We start from the raw sequence: 21,035 nt of genomic DNA on the forward strand, positions 1-21,035 counted from the left end.
TGTTAAACCCGTGCAGGACGCGGCCTGACAACGGGGGCGAATGATACCCACTCGTTGGCACAGCGTCAAACATTTTTTTGGGGATTTGCACCGACTGCCGATTTTTGCGCCAATTCGTCGGAATTATCATCGAAAGCGCATTTTCATGCTTGATTCTTAACTACAATAGTGCACCAAAACATGGCAAAATAGCGAGCCATTCGAGCCTTCTACCGTTCATCTTTTTTCGAGGATACGCATGTCAGCGCAACACATTGATGGGAAACGCGTCGCTCAAGAAGTTCGCGACCAAGTCAAACAGCGCATCGCCGAGCGCGTTGCACAAGGACTTCGAGCACCGGGCCTAGCCGTAATATTAGTCGGTAGCGATCCAGCCTCGCAGGTCTACGTTGGGAGTAAGCGACGCAGCTGCAAAGAAGTCGGTATCGTTTCAAAGTCGTACGATTTACCTGCCGATACTACGCAAGCGCAATTGCTGGCATTGATCGATGAGCTGAATGACGATGGCAGCGTCGATGGCATCTTAGTGCAACTACCATTACCGCAAGGTCTTGATGCCCAGGAATTACTCGAACGTATCGACCCAAAGAAAGATGTCGATGGCTTCCACCCGTTTAATATGGGGCGTCTAGCGCAACGTAATCCAGCCCTGCGTCCTTGTACGCCGCGCGGCGTTATTACGCTACTTGACTCAATCGGGCTAGATTTGCACGGCCAGCACGCGGTAGTGGTTGGCGCTTCCAATATTGTCGGTCGCCCCATGAGTCTTGAACTCTTATTAGCTGGTGCAACGACAACCGTCTGTCATCGCTTTACCAACGATCTGCAACAGCATGTTGAGCGCGCTGATGTTTTGGTTGTGGCTGTGGGTAAACCTAACTTTATTCCCGGCGAATGGGTTAAACCGGGCGCCGTCGTGATTGATGTCGGCATCAATCGACTTGAAGACGGCAGCTTGGTTGGTGATATCGGCTATGCCGCGGCTGCCGCGCGTGCCAGTTATATCACCCCGGTACCTGGAGGGGTTGGCCCGATGACCGTCGCTACACTGCTGCAAAACACCCTGCAAGCCTGCGAAACTTGGCACGCCCCAGCCTAATCGTTGAGGCCCTCGCGATAACCACTGAGCAGCGGCTGACTGAGCCGCTGCTGTAACGCCCACAACGGCTGTCCTAGCACTTCCGCCCGCAGCGCGCAGAAACGTTGCGCCGGTGCATCCCACCAGCTGCGTAACTCCATTATTACTTGAGCAGCCAACGGCACCTGCAAAGGTAAACACCACCAAACTTCAAGTTCGAGCATCGTCTCGCGTTGCCTTAGCGCAGGATGATCAACTGCGAGTTCATTCAGCCAACGGCCACTGGCTAAGTCATAACGCCGTTCTATTTGCGTTTTTAATTGCTCCGCGGTGGGTTGATGCACAGTGATCTTGCGCGCAAATTGCGCATGGAGGTGTTGTTGCAGCGTGGCACGCCAATGCGCGGTTCGTAACTCGCTACGCGTGGCTGGCTCCTCCTCCACACGTTGCGGCTGCAAACTGGCCATTCCGGCACTAAGCGTGCGTTCAATCGCTTGGGTGTTGCCGTGATTTAGACTCCCAGCGCGCACCGCAAAGGCCACCGCGACATTAAACGTCGACTGGGCAAACACCAACCATAACAGTTGCACAATCAACAAAGCCGTTAATAGCAACAGTGGCAGCACAACGACTGCCTCGATGCTGGCTTGACCGCTGGTTAACGACAGCCGCCGCTTGCTACACATTGCTGCCAACTCTGTTGTAGTGCCGCAAATTCGGTCAAAAGCTGCTTCACGTTGAATCCACCAATAATGGCATTATCACTCACCAATTCGATTGTTTCCGTGCTGTCGCTGCGCAATTGTCTAACCTCCGCAAGGTCGGCATAAACACTGTTGCCATTGAAGATATCGGCATCCACTCGGGAGACATTGCGGATAGCATTGCCGTTCAAATCGAGATGGGTTTCCATTTGTTGGTACTCCGGATGGGCCGGATCGGCAACGCGCTGCAAAAACCGTTGATTCAATACCACTTGTAGCGGTTGCCATACATGCAGACGAAGTTCATCTCGTGCCGACACATCGGCCCCGGTAAGTTGATGCGCGAGCGCTCTCGCTTGATTTGTACTTGGCGCCTGAATCGCCAGTCGCAACAGACCATTGTTATAACTTAGTTGCCATGGTTCTGCCCAAGGCTGCCACAGTTCAGTCACATAACCTTCGCTGATGAGCTCGGACAAGTCGTTGGGGCGCCGCTGTTCCGTCAACCAAAAGCGGTCGATGGCGTTGAGCATAATTTCCGCAGCCTGCACATCGTTTTGCAACTGCTGGGTGCGCTGATGGCGCAGCCACCACTGCTGACTAAAAACAAGGACCGTGGTCAAAATAGCCAAAGCAATAACCAGTTCGAATAGCACAAAAGCTCGTGAGTTCATGAAGCGTCTCCAAATTGCAGTTGCAGCAGCTGCCGGACTTGCTGTTGACTGCGCCACAACTGATCTGCCTGCAACTGCTGCGTCAGTACCTGTTGTTCGGTGACCACTTGTTCCAATTGCCAACTGCGGTCGCTGAATAGGGTCATCATCAACAACACAAACCCAGCCAGACAAGCCAGCGCCAACACCCACTCCAACAACAGGTAACCGACTTGTGCGACGTGCTTATTGCTCACTTGACTAGCTAGGTTCATCACAGACTAGCCTTGAAAACGTAAGGTTAAGGTTCCGGCGCTGTAAGTACTGTCGACCGTATATTCAACAAAGTCACGGGCCAAGCGAGCCCCCTCGCCATCATTGCCAATCCCGCCCATCGTTACCACATAACGGCTACTATCACTGGCATCAACATCCACTGAAATAGCGCCGCCCCATGGATTCATACCGGTACCATCGGCCCAGTTTTCTGGCACTGCGGCAATTTCTGACATCGAAGTCATGCTGATGCCGGTAAAGTCACCATTGCGCGGCCGCCACAGCTGGGCCCCCGCTTGCACTGTCACAATTTGGTTTTTTGCCTCACTCACGCGCGAATTGCCCACCGCCCAATCACGCACCGCAAGCGTGCCAATGGTGGCTAAAGCGATAATGGCTAGCACGGTAAGAACCTCAATGAACGTAAAGCCTTGTTGTTTCATCTTGCTACACTCCATGTATTGTTTAAAAAACGACTAACGTACGTGTTGTTGGGTAACGGCCATCAGCATGGAACCCATGCCGCCGACTGTCATTAACAACAACCAAAGGATCAGCAAATAGCAGCTGACTTGCATGAGCACCCGCAAGCGCGCCAGCGCCGCGATAGCATCCTTCGCGGCATAGCCTGCGACACGTTGCAAAGTGCCATGTTCAGTGGCATTGCGACTGCCATTCTGCAGTCGAAATAGCATTCTTGGCGACAGCAGTCCGCAGTCGAGGATCACGGCGAGGCGGCGTTCTCCTTGCGCTAGCAGCTGTCGTAGTTGCGGCAGGCAATAGCTTAACGAGCCTTGGCCAAATTCCTGCATGGCCTGCAACGCTCTATCTAGGCGAATACCAGCGCCTAGCAACACGGTTAAAGTTTGTAGGAGTAAAACACCGTCAAAGTAGCGCCGAATGACAAAAGCTCCTTGTTGCGCACACCAAAGCCAAACTGGTCGACGAAAATCGATAAGTGGATACGGCCCCCAAAACAATAACAGCAACCCAACTAACATCCCGGCAATACTGCTGAGCATCCACGGTGAACTGGTCACCATCAGTTGCTGTGCAAGCATTGGCCAATGCAGTTCATCCAGCCCGCTGGCAAGCTTCGGTAGCACCCACTGACCGACGGCGAAGCAGGCGAACATACTGACCAGCAGCATAATCAACGGGTAAATCAATGGCCGCCAGAAGGCATTAAGCGCCTCGCGACGTTGCAGCTCAAAGCGACGCTGGGCACTAAGTAATTCGGTCAGCAGCCCGCTGCGTTCCCCAACACTCACCAGCATACAAAGATCATGATCAAACCAGGGCCGCATCGCGGTGGCCATCGGCTGTCCCTGGTACAGTGCCGCTTGCATGGCTTGAATCGCATGGTTTTCGCGGCTGAGGCGTTGCTGATCAGCATGTTGACTCAGTTCATCACAAATCTGTGCGGCAGCCAGCCCGTCACCAATCGCCAATGCAATGTCTTCGAGCAAAGCACCCTGCTGTTCGCGCGTTAATGGCATAAAACTTCCTCGCGCAATTGCTGTGCCAATGGTTGCCAGCCCTGCTCGACGAGCTGTTGGTAATAGCTACTCAATTGGTCGGTGCGCAACGCTTGTAAGAACGCTGGCGTCATTTCCAGATACTCGACCACCAAACGACGCCGTCCAATACCGCTACCACCGCAACTGCTGCAGCCGGCACTAGCACCTACCAGACAATTGGGACAATCCTGTGGCACTAAGCGCTGTGCCATAATGCCGGCCAATACCCCGGGTTGCGCCAAGCTAGCGGCCGAGAGGCCTAAGTCCACCAGTCGTTGCACCACCCCAAAACAGTCATGGGCATGAATTGTAGCGGTCACCAAATGGCCGGTAAGTGCGGCCGTGTATGCCGCGTGAGCGGTTTTACTATCGCGGATCTCACTGATCGAAATGACATCGGGATCCTCCCGCAAGGCTACCTTAACCATATTGGCAAAGTTCAACTCAGCATGTTCAGCCAGCACTGGCTTCTGCTCGACGTGTGGCTGCACAATCTCGATTGGATCTTCGAGCGAAATTATCTTCTGATCCGGCGGAATCATTAAATTAAATGCCGCTAAGCTGGTGGTTTTACCCTGCCCCGTTGGCCCAGCTACGATCAGTAAGCCTTGCGGTTGTTCGAGCAATAGCCGCAACTTGGCGACAATACTGGGGGCTAAACCTAACTCGGCATAGCTGAGAATTTTCTGACGCTCGAATTGCACTCGCATGGTCACTGCAAAGCCGTTACGGATCGGAGATTTTTGCACGCGCAATCTTAAGCGCTGCGGTTGTCCCTGATGCACCACTGTCAAGTTAATACTAGCGCTTGACAAGCGTTGTTCGTCAAACAGTTCATGAAAGTCATCGGAGCTGGTATTTAGTGCCGCGGCGATGGCGGCAGCGAGCAGTTCGCGCGGTCGCTCGACGTGCCCCACCATACGACCATGCACACGAAATGAAAGCGCAGCAGCCTGTTGATCAAAACTTAAATGGATGTCTGATGCTTGCCAGTCTAACGCCTGCAACACCAGATCTTCCAAAGCCTGCTGGGCTCTTGTGCGATCGAACAAATGTTGTTGTTGCTGTCTTTGTTGTTGTTGCTGTAGCGCATCGGCATCATGCAAAAAACTGCGAATATCTCGGGCATCGGCAAGTAGGTGCATACGAAACTGCTGCCGAGCGCGCAACTCTTCACGTAAATTAGTCAACACTAACGACGCGTGTTGCCAGGCCTCGTTACTGGCAACTAGACAGCCATCACTGGTGACCACCACCGCCAGACCACTCGATTGCTGTTCACTAAGCGCCAAGCACTCGCGCAAATAACGCCCGTCAGCTTCAGCTTCCTGCCATTCTTCATGAGTGATGTAGCGCATCTTACATGCCCTCCGGCAAACTGAAGCGACGCTCTACGCCAGCTCGCGAAACAATCAGATGTTGATCATCCACTTCGACCACGAAGCCGAACTCGCTGTGCGCCGGGGTCAGCAACCACTGTTGCTCGGCATCACTCAGTCGCACCCACAATTGCCGGTCGGTACGAATCACACTTTGTAGCCGCAGTCCAGCCAAACTCTCTTGCGCAGCCATTGGCACCGCATGCGATGGCGCATCAATAGCGGCGATCTCACTGCGTAGTTGAGCTGCTTGCAATTCATACTGTAATTTACGCACTTGTGCGGCAGCGCGCAGTTCAGCAAGCTCATCAATGCGTAACTGACTCACCTGTTGTAGTTGTTGCGCTAGTTCCGTTGTGGGCGTGGTTGCACTGGTCAAGACAACCCCAAGAAAACTGATCCATGTCATCATGCTGCTGGGTCCTCTATTGCTGGTTGAAGTAGTTCGTAGTGGCGCAACGTCAGATCCAATTGCAAAGTTGCGCGATAGGATAGTTTAAGACCAATGATGCGCAGCTGTCGGTTGGTCAATAGCGCCTGCACGCGACGCAACTCCTCCCAACTGGTCGTCGGCAGCAACAGTTGCCATTGTTGCCATTGAAACCACTGGTCTTGCCCGCGCTGCACCGCATTCACTTGCAACTTGGGGAAATAGCGTTGTGCATTATCTTGCCAGGCCACGACTGACCAAGGCTCGCTCTGCTGCGGCTGGCTCCAACGCGGCTTATCAAGCATCGCAACGAGTTGTGTGGTCGCTTTGCCCGATTGCAATTGCCAGTCACTCGCTACTTGCGCCAGCAACTCCTCGCTGCGTCCGTAATTGGCTCGCAACTGCGCAGTCAATCGATTGCCTTGAAGATGCGCACTTTGCCATTGCCAGCCCGCTAAATGTTCAAATCCGGCAAACAACCGCGGCAAGTCCGCTAATAGATCCAGCGCTAATCCCGTCGGCGCAGGAGCAATTTGCGTTGGTTGTGTAGTATCCGCAGTGCTGGGTTGCGGCCAGAAGTACCACGCCACCATTGCCGCGCTGGCACACGCAAGGAGTAGTGCCAATAACAGTCGTTGTCGCTGTTGCCCCGCAGTAGGTTGCTGCAAACCCCGGAGTCGTGCCGGCTTTAAGAGCCGTAGGTCCTGAATATCAACTTGTGCCACCAGTAACCGCCAGCTGCTTAATTGTTGGCGACAAAATTGTTCAAGCTCCGCGGGGGCACTTTTGGCAAGTAACAATGCCGAGTCACTACGCCCACCGCTTTTCATTTCACTAAGTTGTAGTTGGATATGCGCCGCGCCATCGGCGTCATGTTCAACCGCACAGCAATGTAATAACTGCTGTTCCTGCCAGGCGACACAAACGAGCTGCCCCTGCCACAACGCCAAATAGATTCCGTGTCGAATTTTGGCGAATTGTCGACGAACGCAAATGGCTAAGTCATATTGTTCACTCGTGCTTGCTTCCGCACTGCAGGCAAGCCAATAGTGGCGCCCTTGCCGAACCAAAGCGTAGCGTTGTAAGTTTCGACTTTTCGCTAATTTGAGCGCAGCAGCTACTGCGCGACTTGATTTCACTTGCTGTCGCCACGCATTAATCAACCACAACTCACTCATCAGTTAGACTCCCGATGAATGATGGTCGGCGTTAGCAAAACTAAGGTTTCACTCTGCCGCTGCTGGTTCAACTGTTCGCCACCCAGCAACCAACTCACCCAGCTTTGTTGCTGCTGTTGCTGTTCACGCTCATTGCGCAGCCCAGAAAGCAGCAAGGTTTGGCCATCGCCAACCACCGCTTGCATAAAAAACTGCTTACGATTGGTATGGGGCGTTTGAATCAATTGTTCGCCTGAACGCACCTCATCGATACGTTGCAGATCAGATAACTCGGTCGAGAGCTGCAGAATCACTTCGCCATGGCGAATACTCGGCAAAACATAAAGCTCAAACCCTGTGCTCACGACGCCGGGCTGTAATGTGCTGGTCGCGCCAACATTGACAGTGTTGGTGGTTCCTGAGCTCGCCAAGTAGGTAGCATTGTCTTGTAAGGCAATCTTAGCGATTTGATTGTTGAGACTTAGCACCCGCGGCTGATTATTGATACGCACCAGACCTTGCTGCTCGAGCGCCTGCAAAAAGACTTCTGAGCCACTCATGCGTCCAGTTTGACGCTGCCAGAACAACTGTCCACCCAGCGCTTCCGCGGCGTTACCCAACGCGCCACCGGTCATACCGAACAGTGTATTGCCGCCAGCAGACTCAGCCAGCGCCCGCCAGTTTACCGCATGTTGTTGCTCATCGTTGAAGCTCACTTCAATGATCTGTACTTCGATAGCTACTTGTCGTGTTAGGCGCTCATTTTGCTGCTGCAGATAACGTTCCACTTGCGCTACATGATGGGGGGTATCTTTCACCAGCACTGAGGTAGAACTTTGATTGATCTGTAACTGCCCTTCCGCTGAGAGCAATAAGCTAAGTGCGATGCGCAAATCTTCCCAAACATTATGCTGGTTGTTACTAAAATTACTAAACTGATCACTGCTGGCGACCGCAGCCGTTGCAGCCTCACCCGCTTGACGTTGTTGTCCTTGACGCTGGTCGCGGTTCCCCATAAAAAATTCACTCGCACCCGCAATAAATGCGACATCAAACTCGGCGGTTTGCCAGCGGCTTATCACGACACGTTCAGCTTCAGTGTCGATAAACCAATTGCTATTTTGCCCAAGACGGCGGAGCAAACCCGCGATATCGCCTTGGTAATGAATACTCACGCGTTCATCAGCAAGCTTAGGTTCGGTAAACCACACACCCACCGCTTGCCCGAGCAAACTATCTTGCAGCAGATCGCGCACCGCAACCTGTTGCGCGCTCACCGTCACAGGAGCACTCAAATAGCCGGGTTGCTCGGCAAGATCAGCAGCAGGTAATTCAACAAATAATTCATCACTGTGATGCACGGTGAGTGCCTCAGTTATCGGCGTGCTCTGCCGATGCAGTTCCGCCAATTCTGCCAACGCCCGCTGCTTAGTGTCAGCTAGGGATGACTCAGATGGTGCTGCGCAAGCGGTTAACCAGGCGGCGCAGCTCAACATCAACCACCACTTCATGACGAACGCTCGGTACGCATGCTTACCACGGCGCTACGATTTGCATAGAGCGTCAGTTGTAAACCGAAGGGTTTGAGGATCTGCGTTAGTGCGCTGTTGTAGGAGTCAGCTTCAAGCTGATAGGCGGTCGCCCAACGAAAGTGGGGGGAGGCCTGCCAATACACTTTATCAACCTGAAAATGCTGCAGTAACAAGCTTTCAATTTGCGGTTGTAACAGCCCAGGCTCGAGCAGCACAGTGACGGCGTTTATTACTTGTTCAGGTTCAGCAACTGTTGTCGGCAGTTGCCGCTGCGCCGGACGTTCAAATGAGGTATTAAAAGGTTGGCATACACTTGGCGCCGTATCCTTGGCGCCAAGCAGACTTATGAAAAGCCAAAGTAAAGAACTCATGTAACGACCTCCATGTCTGAGTTAACCATCGCGTATCGTTGCGATGTTCATTCACTTTAGTCGTTCACTAGGCTTCCCTCAATTGCCTAAAATCGGATTGTGGTTAGCGTTATTTCTTACGTTTCTTCGGCTCTTGAACCTGCCACTTACCACCGCGATAATAGGCTTGCCAGCCCGTGGGCTTGCCGTTCTCTTCGGTGATGACATATTGCTCTTTTTGCTTACGGCTATAGCGCACGATAGCTTCGTTACCGTTATCGTCTTCCAGCGGCGCTTCGGCCAAATAATGGAATTTACTCGGTATCCGATCTTTAAAGCGCTTCAACTCGGCCACTTTCACGGCGCGAGTTTCACGCGATTTCGGGAAAGTATTGGCCGACATAAATATGCCCGATGCACCGTCACGCAACACAAAATACGCATCTGAGTTCTCGCACGGTAGCTCAGGGAACGGCACCGGATCTTCCTTCGGTGGCGCAGGTTGGCCGTTTTTCAGCAGTTTCCTAGTGTTCTTACACTCGTCATTACTGCAGTCGAAATACTTGCCAAAACGCCCCGTTTTCAGTTGCATGTCACTGCCACAGCGATCACACTCAAGGACTGGACCATCATAGCCCTTGATTCGAAAGGTACCTTCCTCAATAACATAACCATCGCAGGCCGGGTTATTACCACACACATGTAGCTTGCGTTTCTCGTCGATCAAGTAGCTATCCATCGCGGTACCGCATTTCGGGCAGCGCTTTTTCGCACGTAAGGCGTTGGTTTCTGCTTCTTCATCATCGCTGACTTTGACCGCTTCTTCGCCCGGCAGCAGATTGATAGTTTGCGTACAGCGTTCTTTTGGCGGTAGTTCATAGCCAGAGCACCCCAGGAAGACCCCGGTTGAAGCCGTGCGAATCCCCATAGGACGGCCACACTTCGGGCATTTAATGTCGGTCATCACCATTTGATTGCCGCGCATACCGCCCTCATCTGGCGGTAACTCAGCTTGCGCTAGCTTTTTCGAAAACTCTGCATAGAAGGCATCAAGGGTGTCTTTCCAATTGCGCTTACCCTCGGCGATATCATCCAGTGCTTGCTCCATTTCAGCAGTGAAATTGTAGTTGAGCAAACGCGAGAAATTTTCAACCAAACGGTCGTTGACGATTTCACCCATTTTTTCGGCATAGAAGCGCCGATTCTCGACCCGCACATAACCACGGTCTTGTATGGTTGAGATAATCGCCGCATAGGTCGACGGCCGGCCGATCCCACGTTTTTCGAGCTCTTTAACCAAAGAGGCCTCGCTGTAACGCGCCGGCGGCTTAGTGAAATGCTGTTGCGGGTCAATGGCTTTAAGATCCAGCGTATCGCCCTGCTTCACATCGGGCAAAGTCGCGTCTTCGGCGTTCTTCGAGCCTGCTGGTGGTTGCACTTTCGTCCAACCGGCAAAGCGCATTACCCGACCACGCGCTTTCAGCTCATAGTCCCCCGCAGCTACCGTAATGGTGGTCGCATCGTACTGAGCTGGCGTCATTTGACAGGCGACAAATTGGCGCCAAATCAATTCATACAAGCGTTGCGCATCACGTTCCATATCCTTCAAACTTTCAGACTTCACGCCAACATTGGACGGACGAATAGCTTCGTGCGCCTCTTGTGCGTTGGATTTTGCACCATAAACGTTCGGCTTCGCCGGCAAATAATCCTTGCCAAAGTTCTTTTCGATGTAGCTCCGACAGGTGGCAACCGCTTCTTGACTCAAATTGGTGGAATCCGTACGCATATAGGTAATGTGACCGGCTTCGTACAAACGCTGGGCCAACATCATGGTCTTCTTCACACCAAAGCCAAGTCGGGTGCTGGCCGCCTGCTGCAGCGTCGAAGTAATAAAAGGTGCTGACGGACGGCTGCTGGTGGGCTTATCTTCCCGCGCCAAAACCTTATAGGTGGCACTTTGCAACGCTTTGACCGCTACATCGGCAGCGTCTTTGTCGGTAGCCTTAAAAGTTTTGCCTTGGTACTTGGCAACCTGCATACGTAATGCTTCGGCAGTAGCCGTTGCGAGGTCGGTATAGATGTCCCAGTATTCTTCTGGCACAAAGGCTTTAATTTCACGCTCACGCTCAACCACTAGCCGCACGGCGACCGACTGTACACGTCCAGCCGACAACCCACGCGCAATCTTCTTCCACAGTAATGGCGACACCATAAAGCCGACCACGCGGTCGAGGAAGCGGCGCGTCTGTTGCGCATTGACACGGTCAATATTCAAATGGGCTGGACGTGAAAACGCGTCTTGAATCGCATTTTTAGTGATTTCGTTAAAGACTACCCGACGAAAACGATCGTCATCGCCACCAATGAGTTCACGCAGATGCCAAGCAATGGCTTCTCCTTCACGGTCCAAATCCGTCGCGAGGTAAATAGAGTCAGCTTTACTGGCTAGTTTCTTTAATTCGTTAACGACCTTCTCTTTGCCAGGGAGCACCTCGTAGTGAGCTTCCCAGCCGTGCTCGGGGTCGACCCCCATACGCATCACCAACTTACGAAACTCGCGCTTCTGTTTATACGCTTCTTTTTCTTCATCTGACATCTTGCGCACTTCGGCCGGCGATTTTTTCGCAACTTCACCAGTGGCTTTGGTAGGAAGGTCACGCACGTGGCCGACACTCGATTTCACAATAAAATCGTTGCCTAAATATTTATTGATCGTTTTAGCCTTGGCGGGGGATTCCACGATTACTAGTGATTTTGCCATGCGTCCTTTATGTCCTAGTCAAGAAGGGATCTTTTTTTAGATATATCGCTTCTACCGTCACGAAACAACCATGATTGGTAAAAATCATAAAAATTCGTCTATAGCTTATAGCTATGCAAGCACAACTCGGATCACCTTGTTTTACGCGGAGTTGCAGGCTTTGAAGGGCTTACACAAGCGAGTTGATGTGCGTATAATAGCGACTCTTGACTTGCTTGCAACTGCAATGGAGGAATTCGTGAGCACTCAGCATTTTGAAGTGAACTTCGATGGCTTAGTCGGCCCGACCCACAATTACGCTGGACTATCCTTTGGCAATGTCGCCTCGCTGTCCAACGCTAAAGCTGTGTCTAGCCCGCGTTCCGCCGCTAAGCAAGGCTTACAGAAAATGAAAGCATTGCACGATATGGGCATGGTGCAAGGCGTACTTGCCCCCCACGAACGTCCCGATATCGCCACCTTACGCCGCCTCGGTTTTACCGGTAACGATGGCGAAGTTTTATATAAAGCAGCAACGCAAGCACCGGAGATCTATCAAGCCGTATGCTCAGCTTCGAGCATGTGGACAGCTAATGCGGCTACTGTCTCGCCAGGTGCTGACACAGCAAATGGTAAAGTTCACTTCACCCCAGCCAACCTAACCAACAAATTTCACCGTTCGTTAGAGCCTATGACCAGCGGTCGCATTTTACAGGCGATGTTCAATAACTCGCGTTATTTCGAACATCACTTGCACTTGCCTGACAATGAGCATTTTGGCGACGAAGGTGCAGCGAACCACACCCGCTTGTGCAGTAATTACGGTCATGCCGGTGTTGAAATCTTTACTTTTGGGCGTTACGCCTTCGATAGTAGCAAGCCAGCTCCAACCAAATTCCCAGCGCGGCAAACCTTCGAGGCATCACAAGCGATTGCACGCTTGCATGGGTTGAGCGACGAAAATACCGTCTATATTCAGCAAAATCCTGACGTAATTGACCAAGGTGTGTTTCACAATGACGTTATCGCTGTCGGTAACCAGAACGTATTGTTCTATCATGAGCAAGCGTTTCTCGACACCGAGGCGAAATTACGCGAAATCCAGCAGAAGTTCGGCGATCAAGCGCTACATTTCATCGAAGTTAAAACTAATGAAGTGAGTGTGGCAGACGCTGTGCAGACCTACTTGTTTAACACCCAATTGCTCACCATGCCGGATGGCACTATGGCGATTATCGCCCCGACTGAGTGCCAAGATAATCCGCGCGTGGCGGCTTACTTAGAAGATTTAGTGAAGCGCGATACGCCGATTCAGCGCGTCCACTTTTTTGATGTGAAGCAAAGCATGCGTAATGGTGGTGGCCCTGCCTGCTTGCGTTTGCGCGTCGCTCTCAACGACGATGAGTTAGCCGCAGTGAATCCAGCCGTGATCATGTCTGACAGCTTGTTTGAACGTTTAAATCAATGGGTCGACAAGCACTATCGCGATGAACTGAGCGTGGCTGATCTACGCGATCCGCAACTACTTAATGAATCGCGCGCGGCACTCGATGAGCTCACGCAAATCTTAAAACTCGGTTCGGTTTACCCGTTCCAACAAGCCTAAAACAACAAAGCCGAGCATCCGCTCGGCTTTTTTCACTCACGAATAACGACTAACGAATAACCGTCTTTTCAATCGTCGTCGTTCTCGTTGTGTAGCTCTAGGTTCGCATCTTCCTCACCCTCGCCACCATGCCGCGCCACATCATTGCGCGCCGCATCCAAACGATCCAAGTAACTCTGATTAATATCACCAGTAATGTACTCACCATTGAATACGGAGGTTTCAAATTGGGTGATGCTTGGGTTTTCTTGCTGTACTGCGGCAATCAAGTCTTCGAGGTCTTGGTAAATCAGCCCATCAGCCTTAATCAGCGCATTGATTTCAGAACATTCGCGACCGTGACCAATCAACTCGTTCGCGCTTGGCATATCAATACCATAGACGTTCGGAAAACGAATTTCGGGCGCTGCCGAGGCAAAGTAGACTTTCTTCGCACCTGCTTCGCGTGCCATTTCGATAATTTGTTCAGACGTAGTTCCACGCACAATAGAGTCATCGACCAGCAACACATTTTTGCCACGGAATTCGGCGCCAATGGCATTTAGCTTACGTCGTACCGACTTCCGGCGCATGGTTTGCCCCGGCATAATAAAGGTACGCCCAATGTAGCGATTTTTTACAAAGCCTTGGCGGTAAGGAAGTCCCAAAATATTCGCCATTTCTAAGGCGATGTCACAACTCGTTTCTGGAATTGGAATCACCACATCGATGTCTAGATCAGCGTATTCACGCTTAATCTTCTCACCCAGTTTACGCCCCATATTGACCCGTGAAGCGTACACCGAGATCTTATCGATAAACGAGTCCGGGCGCGCGAAGTAAACATATTCAAAAATACAGGGGCAATGTTGCGGATTATCGGCGCACTGGCGTGAATAAAGCTCGCCATCCTCGGTGATGTAAACGGCTTCGCCTGGCTCGATATCACGCAAATAGGTGAAGCCGGTACCATCAATGGCAACGCTCTCAGAAGCCACAATGTACTCATTACCGTTCGCAGTTTCACGTTGCCCTAGTACCAACGGACGAATGCCCCATGGGTCGCGAAACGCCACGATACCATGCCCGATAATCATCGCGACTACGGCGTAAGCACCGCGGATTTGACGGTGCACGCGGCTCACTGTGGCAAATACATCGTCAGCGCTCGGATGCAAACTCTTTTGCTGATAAAGCTCGTGGGCAAACACGTTCAGCAAAATCTCAGAGTCAGAAGTGGTGTTGATGTGCCGACGCGCTTTGGCAAATAGCTGCTCTTGTAATTCAAGGGCATTCGTCAGGTTACCGTTGTGCGCCATGGCGATACCAAACGGTGAGTTGACATAAAATGGCTGGGCTTCAGCAGAACTTGAGCTACCTGCAGTCGGGTAACGCACGTGACCGATGCCGATACGACCCGCTAGGCGGTGCATATGGCGCGTATGAAACACATCGCGTACTAAGCCGTTCGCTTTGCGCAAACGCAAGGTGTTGTTGTGCACGGTCATAATACCTGCGGCGTCCTGGCCGCGATGCTGGAGCATCGTCAGACTGTCGTACAACGCTTGATTGACCGGGTCTTTACCTACAATACCAACAATGCCACACATGCTAGAACAACCTCATTTGCTTAGTTGGGGAGAAAACTCGAAGTTTGCTGAAAATACTCGAAGAACCACTGAATAAACACGGCAAAATGTGGGATCATCACCGACTGTTGCCACCAAGCTGCACTCGCAAGGCCAGTGAAACTGTCAACGAAGAACAACAATGCGCTGACAATCAGCACGCCACGCAAGGCACCAAAAACCCCGCCTAAAATGCGATCGGTGCCGGTGAGGCCGGTTTTATGGACCAACTGTCCAAGTACGTAATTGACAATGGCGCCGACTATTAAGGTGGCAATAAACAGCGCTAACACGGCGACGGCGCTGCGCACCATGTCATCTTCGATACCGGTGAAATAGCTCGCGAGGTCGGCATAGTACCAACTGGCGATAAAGAAAGCGGCAACCCATACTGCAAGGGACATCGCTTCTTTGACAAAACCGCGCACTAAACTAACGATAGTGGACAGCGCGATGATGATAAGAATGGCAAAATCTATCCAGACCATAAGGAAGTTCCTAGGGCTGTTGAAAACGCGCGCAGTGTAGCAGAAATCACATCAGAAAACGCCACTTTTTACGCAATTTTATGGCTCGAAGCGGATCACGCGGCCGTTCAGCCCAGTCAGCTTCTGTAGTTCTGGAAGTTGCTGCTCTAACTCGGCTTCCGTCAAGGCTGGGCCGACCATCAAGCGAATCAGTGCTTTACCATTCACTTGTACTGTTTCACTGTAAGCCGCAAAACCTTTTGCTTGTAATTCAGTGATCAGTTTGGCGACCGAGTCGGCATTGCTAAACGCCCCAAGCTGGATGACGTAACCAGGTTCCGTCAATGCTTCAGTTACTGGAGCGGCAGGCTGTGGCGCAGTAACTTCTGCCTCTTGGTCTAACTCAGGAGCAGTGTCAGCGGTCAGTTCCACTGGCTCAGGGTTGACCTGAATCGGCGTCCCTTCAAGTTCTGTCTCAGGATAGGTCACTGCCTGCTCAACCACTTCAGTTTCCGGCTGCAACGGCATGGCTTCGAATTCCTGCTGTTCACGCACCTGCTTACCATCGAGCAATTCCGGTAAGATGATGACTGCCAACGCGATCAGAATGATACTGCCAACAATTCGATTTTGTAATTGAGATGCCATGCCAGCTCCGTCTAGGTAATTTGTCCAACAGTGTAGAACGAGCCGCACACTAAGACCAGCGGTTGTTGTTGTGTACCTTGCGCGGCATCACGTGCCTGCGCACAGGCGGCCTCGAATGCAGCGGGTACAGTAGCGAAGCAGGTGATACTTGGTGGTGCAGCGCTAGTGCGCAATGCGGCCGCGAGCTCTTGCGCCGATGCTCCGCGTGGGCCCGATAAATCCGCAAGATACCAAGCCTGCACCAGCGGCTCAAGCGCTGCTAGGGTGCCAGCAATATCTTTGTCTTTCAGCATTCCAACCACTGCATAAATGGGTCGCTTGGGAAAACGCTGTTGTAGATAGCGTGTCAGAAATTCAGCGGCATGCGGATTGTGCGCGACATCGAGCAAATAATCAGGATTACCTTGGTGTATCTCAAGGCGCCCTGCCTCGCGTGCATTGGCAAGCCCAGTACGGATAGCCGCTAGCGATACCGGTAAATCGAGCGCCTCGAGTGCCATCAGTGCTGTAGCTGCATTGGGCAAAGGTAATTGCGGGACGGGTAACTCGCTGAGTTGGCTTTGCGGGCTACTAAACTGCCACGTGTCGCCACTTTCATGCAGCCGATAATGAAAACTGTCATTGACGCGCCGTGGGACAATAGCGCGCTGCGCCAGCTCTTGCAAAATCGCGGGCGGAAAATCAGGTTCACCAATAACGGCAACTTTGTCGGCACGGAAAATACCGGCTTTCTCGCGCGCGATACTGGTGCGATCTGGACCCAGGAACCCAACATGATCGATACCCACAGAAGTGAGCACCCCCACATCGGCATCGATACAGTTCACAGCATCAAGGCGTCCACCTAGTCCCACTTCGAGAATCCATACATCAACTTGCTGCTGTTGTAACAGCCAAAACGCCGCCAAGGTGCCGAACTCGAAATACGTAAGCGAGGTATCACCGCGTTTGTCTTCAACCGCATTAAATGCCTGCACGTGCTGTTCAGCACTTAGCATCTCAGCATTGATGCGAACGCGTTCTTCGTAGCTGTGCAGGTGCGGCGAAATATAGACGCCGGTGCGATAGCCAGCGGCACGCAGAATAGTTTCTAAATAGCGTACGGTCGAGCCTTTGCCATTGGTGCCGGCAACGGTGATGACTTTCGCGGGGCGAGGGTTAATTTGTAACGCTGTGGCGACCTGTTGCACCCGTTCCAGCCCCATATCGATGGCAGTCGGGTGCAAGGCCTCAAGGTAAGCTAACCAAGCGTCGAGGTTAGCCGCTGCAGAAGGTCGCTGTACCATTAAAATTCATCAGCTACCGCAGCATGATGTTGAAATTTCGCCAACAACGACGCGATACGGTTACGCATCTGGCGACGGTCGACGATCATATCGATAGCACCGTGATCGATTAAAAACTCGGCGCGTTGGAAACCTTCAGGCAAGGTTTCACGGACGGTTTGTTGAATCACTCGCGGGCCGGCAAAGCCGATTAGCGCTTTGGGTTCAGCAATATTCACGTCACCCAGCATCGCCAGACTCGCGGACACACCACCCATGGTCGGATCGGTGAGCACTGAAATAAACGGCAGACCTTCTTCGCTCATGCGTGCCAATGCCGCAGAGGTTTTCGCCATTTGCATCAGCGACATCAATGCTTCTTGCATCCGCGCACCGCCCGAAGCCGAGAAGCACACCAAAGGAATACGCTCTTGCAAACAAACTTCAGCAGCTTTGACAAAACGAGCACCGACCACGGAGGCCATCGAGCCGCCCATGAAATCAAATTCGAATGCGACAGCCACGACCGGCATACCTTTCAGCTTACCTTTTTCGGCGACTAAAGCGTCTTTCTCGCCAGTAGCTTTTTGCGCCGCCGCAATACGGTCTTTGTATTTTTTAGAATCTTTAAATTTGAGAATATCTTTAGGCTCTAATTCAGCGCCAATCTCTACGCCGGTACCGCTATCTAAAAAGCTAGCTAGGCGCGCACGAGCTGACATGCGCATGTGATGGTCACACTTCGGACACACACTTAAATTGCGTTCTAGATCAGCCGCATAGATGATCGCATCACAGCCACTACACTTTGACCAAACGCCCTCTGGAATATTGCGACGTTTGTTACTTTTCGGTTTGGCAAGAATTCGCTCGATCCAACTCATAGTGTCGTTTTCATCTCATTATTAGGGTTGCATAGCTGAGTGCGGCAATGGCACCCAGCTACTTGCACAATTGTCTCTATTTAAGCACATATTCGCCGCAGCTTGCAGTAAAAAGTGGTCTTATTAGTCGCTATCGGGCAGCCACAAAGGCCCTGGCGGAAGTTGCGGAATGGCAAACTGTGCGGGGTAATCGACCTGCACTAAATACAAGCCTTCGGCCTTGCCGGTCGCCGCCGCCTTGGTACGATCGCGCAGCTCCAATAGCTCCGCAGGCCAACTGATTGGCTTGTCGCCGCGACCGACTTCGAGCAAGGTACCGACAATGTTGCGCACCATATGATGTAAAAATGCGTTGGCGGCGATATCAATCACAATGTATTCGCCGTGTCGTGTCACGCGAATGTGCGTGACGCAGCGATTAGGTGAATTCGATTGGCACTGTGCGGCTCGAAATGAACTAAAGTCTCGCTCGCCCAAGAGCCCCTGCGCGGCCTCATGCATGCGTCGTGCATCGAGGTCAAAATGATAATGACTCACGCCATGGTTATGAATGCCCGGGCGCAGCTTAGTGTTACAGATAATGTAGCGATAACGCCTGCCGGTCGCGCTAAAGCGCGCACTGAAATCATCAGGTACTTGCGTGACCCAACGCACTGCGACATCTTTCGGTAAGTTGCTATTAACGCCGAGTGTCCAAGCCGCAGGAGTCCGCGGCTCGTCACTATCGAAATGAATCACTTGTCCAGTAGCATGTACGCCAGCATCGGTACGCCCTGCACAGACAACTTCAATGGGTTGGTTGGCGACTTTAGTTAAGGCTCGCTCCACCACTTCTTGCACACAGGTAACTTCTTGTTGACGCTGCCAGCCATAATAGCGGCTACCATCATACTCAATACCCAGCGCAAAGCGCGTACTACTCATCGACCGCCCTGTTCTTCCAATTTCTTCAATAAAGCCTCGGCTTCAGCCTCAGCTTCAGCATCACCACAATCTTGTAATTGCTCGAGAATCTCACGGGCATCATCAACTTCGCCCATCTCAATGTAGACTTGCGCCAAATCGAGGCGTGCCGCAGGCGTCTTGCTCTCATCAAGCAACTCTTCGGTGCTGAGGTCATGCTCAATGCTTTCGTCACCACCCAGCGCATCGCCGATCTTTTCCTTGTCGTAAGGATCATCGCTGTCTTCACTGGCTTCAGTGTCAGCCTCTTCCATCAAGCTTTCGATCGACAAGTAGCCATCATCGTCGTCGGTACTAGCGCTTGCGTCATCTTCAGGCGCAGTTGACTTGCTCGCCGGCACCACCATATCGTCGTCAAGCCGCAGGCCGCCAAACGAGTCGGTTTTTTGTTCTTCCCCGGCAAGTGATTCAGGCTCGTCATCGAGCGGACGGTATTCTGGCACTCGTTCTGATTCTTCTGCGCCAACTTTGTCCGTTGCGACTTCATTGGCTAAATCATCGTCTAAAGTTTCAGGTTCAAACGCCAGCAATTCGTCGACTTCTTTCGAAATGGCATCGTCATCATCGTCGAGTTCATCATTTTGCGCGTTATCACCGCCGTGCTCACGCAGGTACTCGTCCAAATCGACATCAGATACTTCAACGTCATCGTTTTCATTGTTTTGTGGTGGTAACGCTTGCTCTTGCCAGTCGTGCTCATCCGCAACAGTGACAGTCGCTACTGCGGCTGCAGCTTCCGCCTTTACATCGGCAACGTCAGTCTCTGCGTTTGCACCTGTCTTGGCGTCAGCAGCCTGCGGTTGCTCTTCAAATTCTTTATTGATACGACGCAAATACGCGGCATACCATAGGCCACCTAAGGTCAACACCAGCAGTAAACCAATAATACCCAAGTGCAACGGCTTCATCAGCCAATCGACCCAAGTCGTCTGTTTACGCGCTGGCGTGGTACGTTCTGCTTGCTGCGGTTCGCTGGTGACCACCGGTGGAGCTGCTTCAGCGTCAGCAGCAGGTTCCTCGGTAACCACAGGGCCAGCATCGGCTGCTTCATCTGTCGCGGCTGGATTCAGCGCCTCGGGTTCTGCAGCGACGGCTTCGGCAGTTTGTTCTCCCTCAGTACCTGCCGCAAGTTCGTCCTTAATTAACTCCATCTCAGCCGATGCGCGCTGCTCGGCATCAGCCGCCGCGCGCAAAGCGTTCAATTCCTCGGTAACTGCCGCTAACTTCTGCTGCAGCTCTTGATTTTCACCCTGCAAGTTTTCAATCAAACCAATAGAGTCGGACAACTGAGTGCGCAGCGCTTGCATTTCGGACACCGAAATCGCAATTTCCGTTTCATCGACTGGAGAGGTGTCTGTGGCTTCTTCGGTGGTTGCCGGTTCAGCTGTATCCGTTGTTGCTATTTCAGTTGCGGGCTCAGACTCAAGCTCTACAGCTGGACGATTTTCTGCGGTTGCTGCGGTTGGCGCTGCCGAATTACTGGCATCGCCTAACTCAGGAATCGTTAAAAAGAACCCTGTCAGCATGAAATCCGGACGGTTATCACGGAAGGCACGAGGGTTCTCCGCAACGATCGCATCCATCATGTCGAACATACTGACACCACGCTGGCGCGCGTAGTATTGCGAAATACTCCACATGGTGTCGGTCGGAACAATCGGACCAAACTGCTCGGGCTGCCAGCGTGAGCCACGCGCGCCCTGCTGTGCTTCGACATGACCGGTGTAAGCCACCGCCACGGCTAAGACACTTGCTAAAATAATCCGTTTCATC

General features: G+C 52.3%; 20 protein-coding genes. 2 read left to right on the plus strand and 18 right to left on the minus strand.

Annotated features, from left to right (window positions below):
* Window positions 1-238: 238 nt before the first annotated feature.
* Window positions 239-1,099 carry a bifunctional methylenetetrahydrofolate dehydrogenase/methenyltetrahydrofolate cyclohydrolase FolD gene (gene folD, locus IDAT_RS08240; protein ID WP_034732668.1) on the plus strand — a complete coding sequence of 287 codons (861 nt, stop codon included), beginning with the start codon at window positions 239-241 and terminating at the stop codon, window positions 1,097-1,099.
* Here folD and IDAT_RS08245 read toward each other — a convergent pair.
* The 11 genes from IDAT_RS08245 to topA form a co-directional block, all read right to left on the minus strand.
* Window positions 1,096-1,764: a TadE/TadG family type IV pilus assembly protein gene (locus tag IDAT_RS08245; protein WP_034732670.1), complete on the minus strand. Its 669-nt coding sequence runs from the start codon at window positions 1,762-1,764 to the stop codon at window positions 1,096-1,098. The two genes, folD and IDAT_RS08245, sit on opposite strands and share 4 nt — an antisense overlap.
* On the minus strand, window positions 1,737-2,456 hold the full coding sequence (locus IDAT_RS08250; protein WP_034732672.1) for a type II secretion system protein: 720 nt from the start codon (window positions 2,454-2,456) through the stop codon (window positions 1,737-1,739). The genes IDAT_RS08245 and IDAT_RS08250 overlap by 28 nt, the downstream gene beginning before the upstream one ends.
* Window positions 2,453-2,710, minus strand: a complete 258-nt coding sequence (locus tag IDAT_RS08255) for a hypothetical protein (RefSeq protein ID WP_034732674.1) — start codon at window positions 2,708-2,710, stop codon at window positions 2,453-2,455. Before IDAT_RS08255 ends, IDAT_RS08250 begins: the two co-directional genes overlap by 4 nt.
* A 6-nt stretch (window positions 2,711-2,716) precedes the next feature.
* On the minus strand, window positions 2,717-3,154 hold the full coding sequence (locus IDAT_RS08260; protein ID WP_244441615.1) for a type II secretion system protein: 438 nt from the start codon (window positions 3,152-3,154) through the stop codon (window positions 2,717-2,719).
* Between the two features lie 33 nt (window positions 3,155-3,187).
* Window positions 3,188-4,210, minus strand: a complete 1,023-nt coding sequence (locus IDAT_RS08265; RefSeq protein ID WP_034732679.1) for a type II secretion system F family protein — start codon at window positions 4,208-4,210, stop codon at window positions 3,188-3,190.
* Entirely contained in the window at window positions 4,201-5,589 is a 1,389-nt protein-coding gene (locus tag IDAT_RS08270) for a GspE/PulE family protein (RefSeq protein ID WP_034732681.1), read from the minus strand. Before IDAT_RS08270 ends, IDAT_RS08265 begins: the two co-directional genes overlap by 10 nt.
* 1 nt (window position 5,590) lies before the next feature.
* Window positions 5,591-6,022 carry a hypothetical protein gene (locus IDAT_RS08275; RefSeq protein ID WP_034732684.1) on the minus strand — a complete coding sequence of 144 codons (432 nt, stop codon included), beginning with the start codon at window positions 6,020-6,022 and terminating at the stop codon, window positions 5,591-5,593.
* A complete protein-coding gene (locus IDAT_RS08280) occupies window positions 6,019-7,218 on the minus strand; it encodes a hypothetical protein (protein ID WP_034732686.1) in 1,200 nt (399 codons plus the stop codon). The genes IDAT_RS08275 and IDAT_RS08280 overlap by 4 nt, the downstream gene beginning before the upstream one ends.
* Window positions 7,218-8,708 (minus strand): hypothetical protein, encoded by a 1,491-nt coding sequence (locus IDAT_RS08285; protein WP_034732688.1) that lies wholly within the window; start codon window positions 8,706-8,708, stop codon window positions 7,218-7,220. Before IDAT_RS08285 ends, IDAT_RS08280 begins: the two co-directional genes overlap by 1 nt.
* On the minus strand, window positions 8,705-9,100 hold the full coding sequence (locus tag IDAT_RS08290) for a hypothetical protein (protein ID WP_034732691.1): 396 nt from the start codon (window positions 9,098-9,100) through the stop codon (window positions 8,705-8,707). The genes IDAT_RS08285 and IDAT_RS08290 overlap by 4 nt, the downstream gene beginning before the upstream one ends.
* A 109-nt stretch (window positions 9,101-9,209) precedes the next feature.
* Window positions 9,210-11,843 carry a type I DNA topoisomerase gene (gene topA / locus IDAT_RS08295; protein WP_034732693.1) on the minus strand — a complete coding sequence of 878 codons (2,634 nt, stop codon included), beginning with the start codon at window positions 11,841-11,843 and terminating at the stop codon, window positions 9,210-9,212.
* A gap of 238 nt (window positions 11,844-12,081) precedes the next feature.
* On the opposite strand from topA, the gene astB reads away from it, so the two are divergent.
* On the plus strand, window positions 12,082-13,428 hold the full coding sequence (astB, locus tag IDAT_RS08300; protein ID WP_244441616.1) for an N-succinylarginine dihydrolase: 1,347 nt from the start codon (window positions 12,082-12,084) through the stop codon (window positions 13,426-13,428).
* Window positions 13,429-13,496: 68 nt separating this feature from the next.
* On the opposite strand, the gene purF is transcribed toward astB, so the two are convergent.
* The 7 genes from purF to IDAT_RS08335 form a co-directional block, all read right to left on the minus strand.
* Window positions 13,497-15,017 carry an amidophosphoribosyltransferase gene (gene purF, locus IDAT_RS08305; protein ID WP_034732695.1) on the minus strand — a complete coding sequence of 507 codons (1,521 nt, stop codon included), beginning with the start codon at window positions 15,015-15,017 and terminating at the stop codon, window positions 13,497-13,499.
* A gap of 20 nt (window positions 15,018-15,037) precedes the next feature.
* Window positions 15,038-15,523, minus strand: coding sequence for a CvpA family protein (locus IDAT_RS08310; protein ID WP_034732697.1), 486 nt, complete (start codon window positions 15,521-15,523; stop codon window positions 15,038-15,040).
* 78 nt (window positions 15,524-15,601) lie between these two features.
* Window positions 15,602-16,150 carry an SPOR domain-containing protein gene (locus IDAT_RS08315; RefSeq protein WP_034732699.1) on the minus strand — a complete coding sequence of 183 codons (549 nt, stop codon included), beginning with the start codon at window positions 16,148-16,150 and terminating at the stop codon, window positions 15,602-15,604.
* Between the two features lie 11 nt (window positions 16,151-16,161).
* Window positions 16,162-17,436, minus strand: coding sequence for a bifunctional tetrahydrofolate synthase/dihydrofolate synthase (folC, locus tag IDAT_RS08320; protein WP_034732702.1), 1,275 nt, complete (start codon window positions 17,434-17,436; stop codon window positions 16,162-16,164).
* Window positions 17,436-18,299: an acetyl-CoA carboxylase, carboxyltransferase subunit beta gene (accD, locus tag IDAT_RS08325; protein ID WP_034732704.1), complete on the minus strand. Its 864-nt coding sequence runs from the start codon at window positions 18,297-18,299 to the stop codon at window positions 17,436-17,438. The genes folC and accD overlap by 1 nt, the downstream gene beginning before the upstream one ends.
* 123 nt (window positions 18,300-18,422) lie before the next feature.
* On the minus strand, window positions 18,423-19,223 hold the full coding sequence (gene truA / locus IDAT_RS08330) for a tRNA pseudouridine(38-40) synthase TruA (protein WP_034732706.1): 801 nt from the start codon (window positions 19,221-19,223) through the stop codon (window positions 18,423-18,425).
* A complete protein-coding gene (locus tag IDAT_RS08335) occupies window positions 19,220-21,034 on the minus strand; it encodes a FimV/HubP family polar landmark protein (protein WP_034732708.1) in 1,815 nt (604 codons plus the stop codon). Before IDAT_RS08335 ends, truA begins: the two co-directional genes overlap by 4 nt.
* Between the last annotated feature and the right edge of the window lies 1 nt (window position 21,035).

The organism is Pseudidiomarina atlantica, from assembly GCF_000753735.1.
GTDB classification, from domain to species: Bacteria; Pseudomonadota; Gammaproteobacteria; order Enterobacterales; family Alteromonadaceae; genus Pseudidiomarina; species Pseudidiomarina atlantica.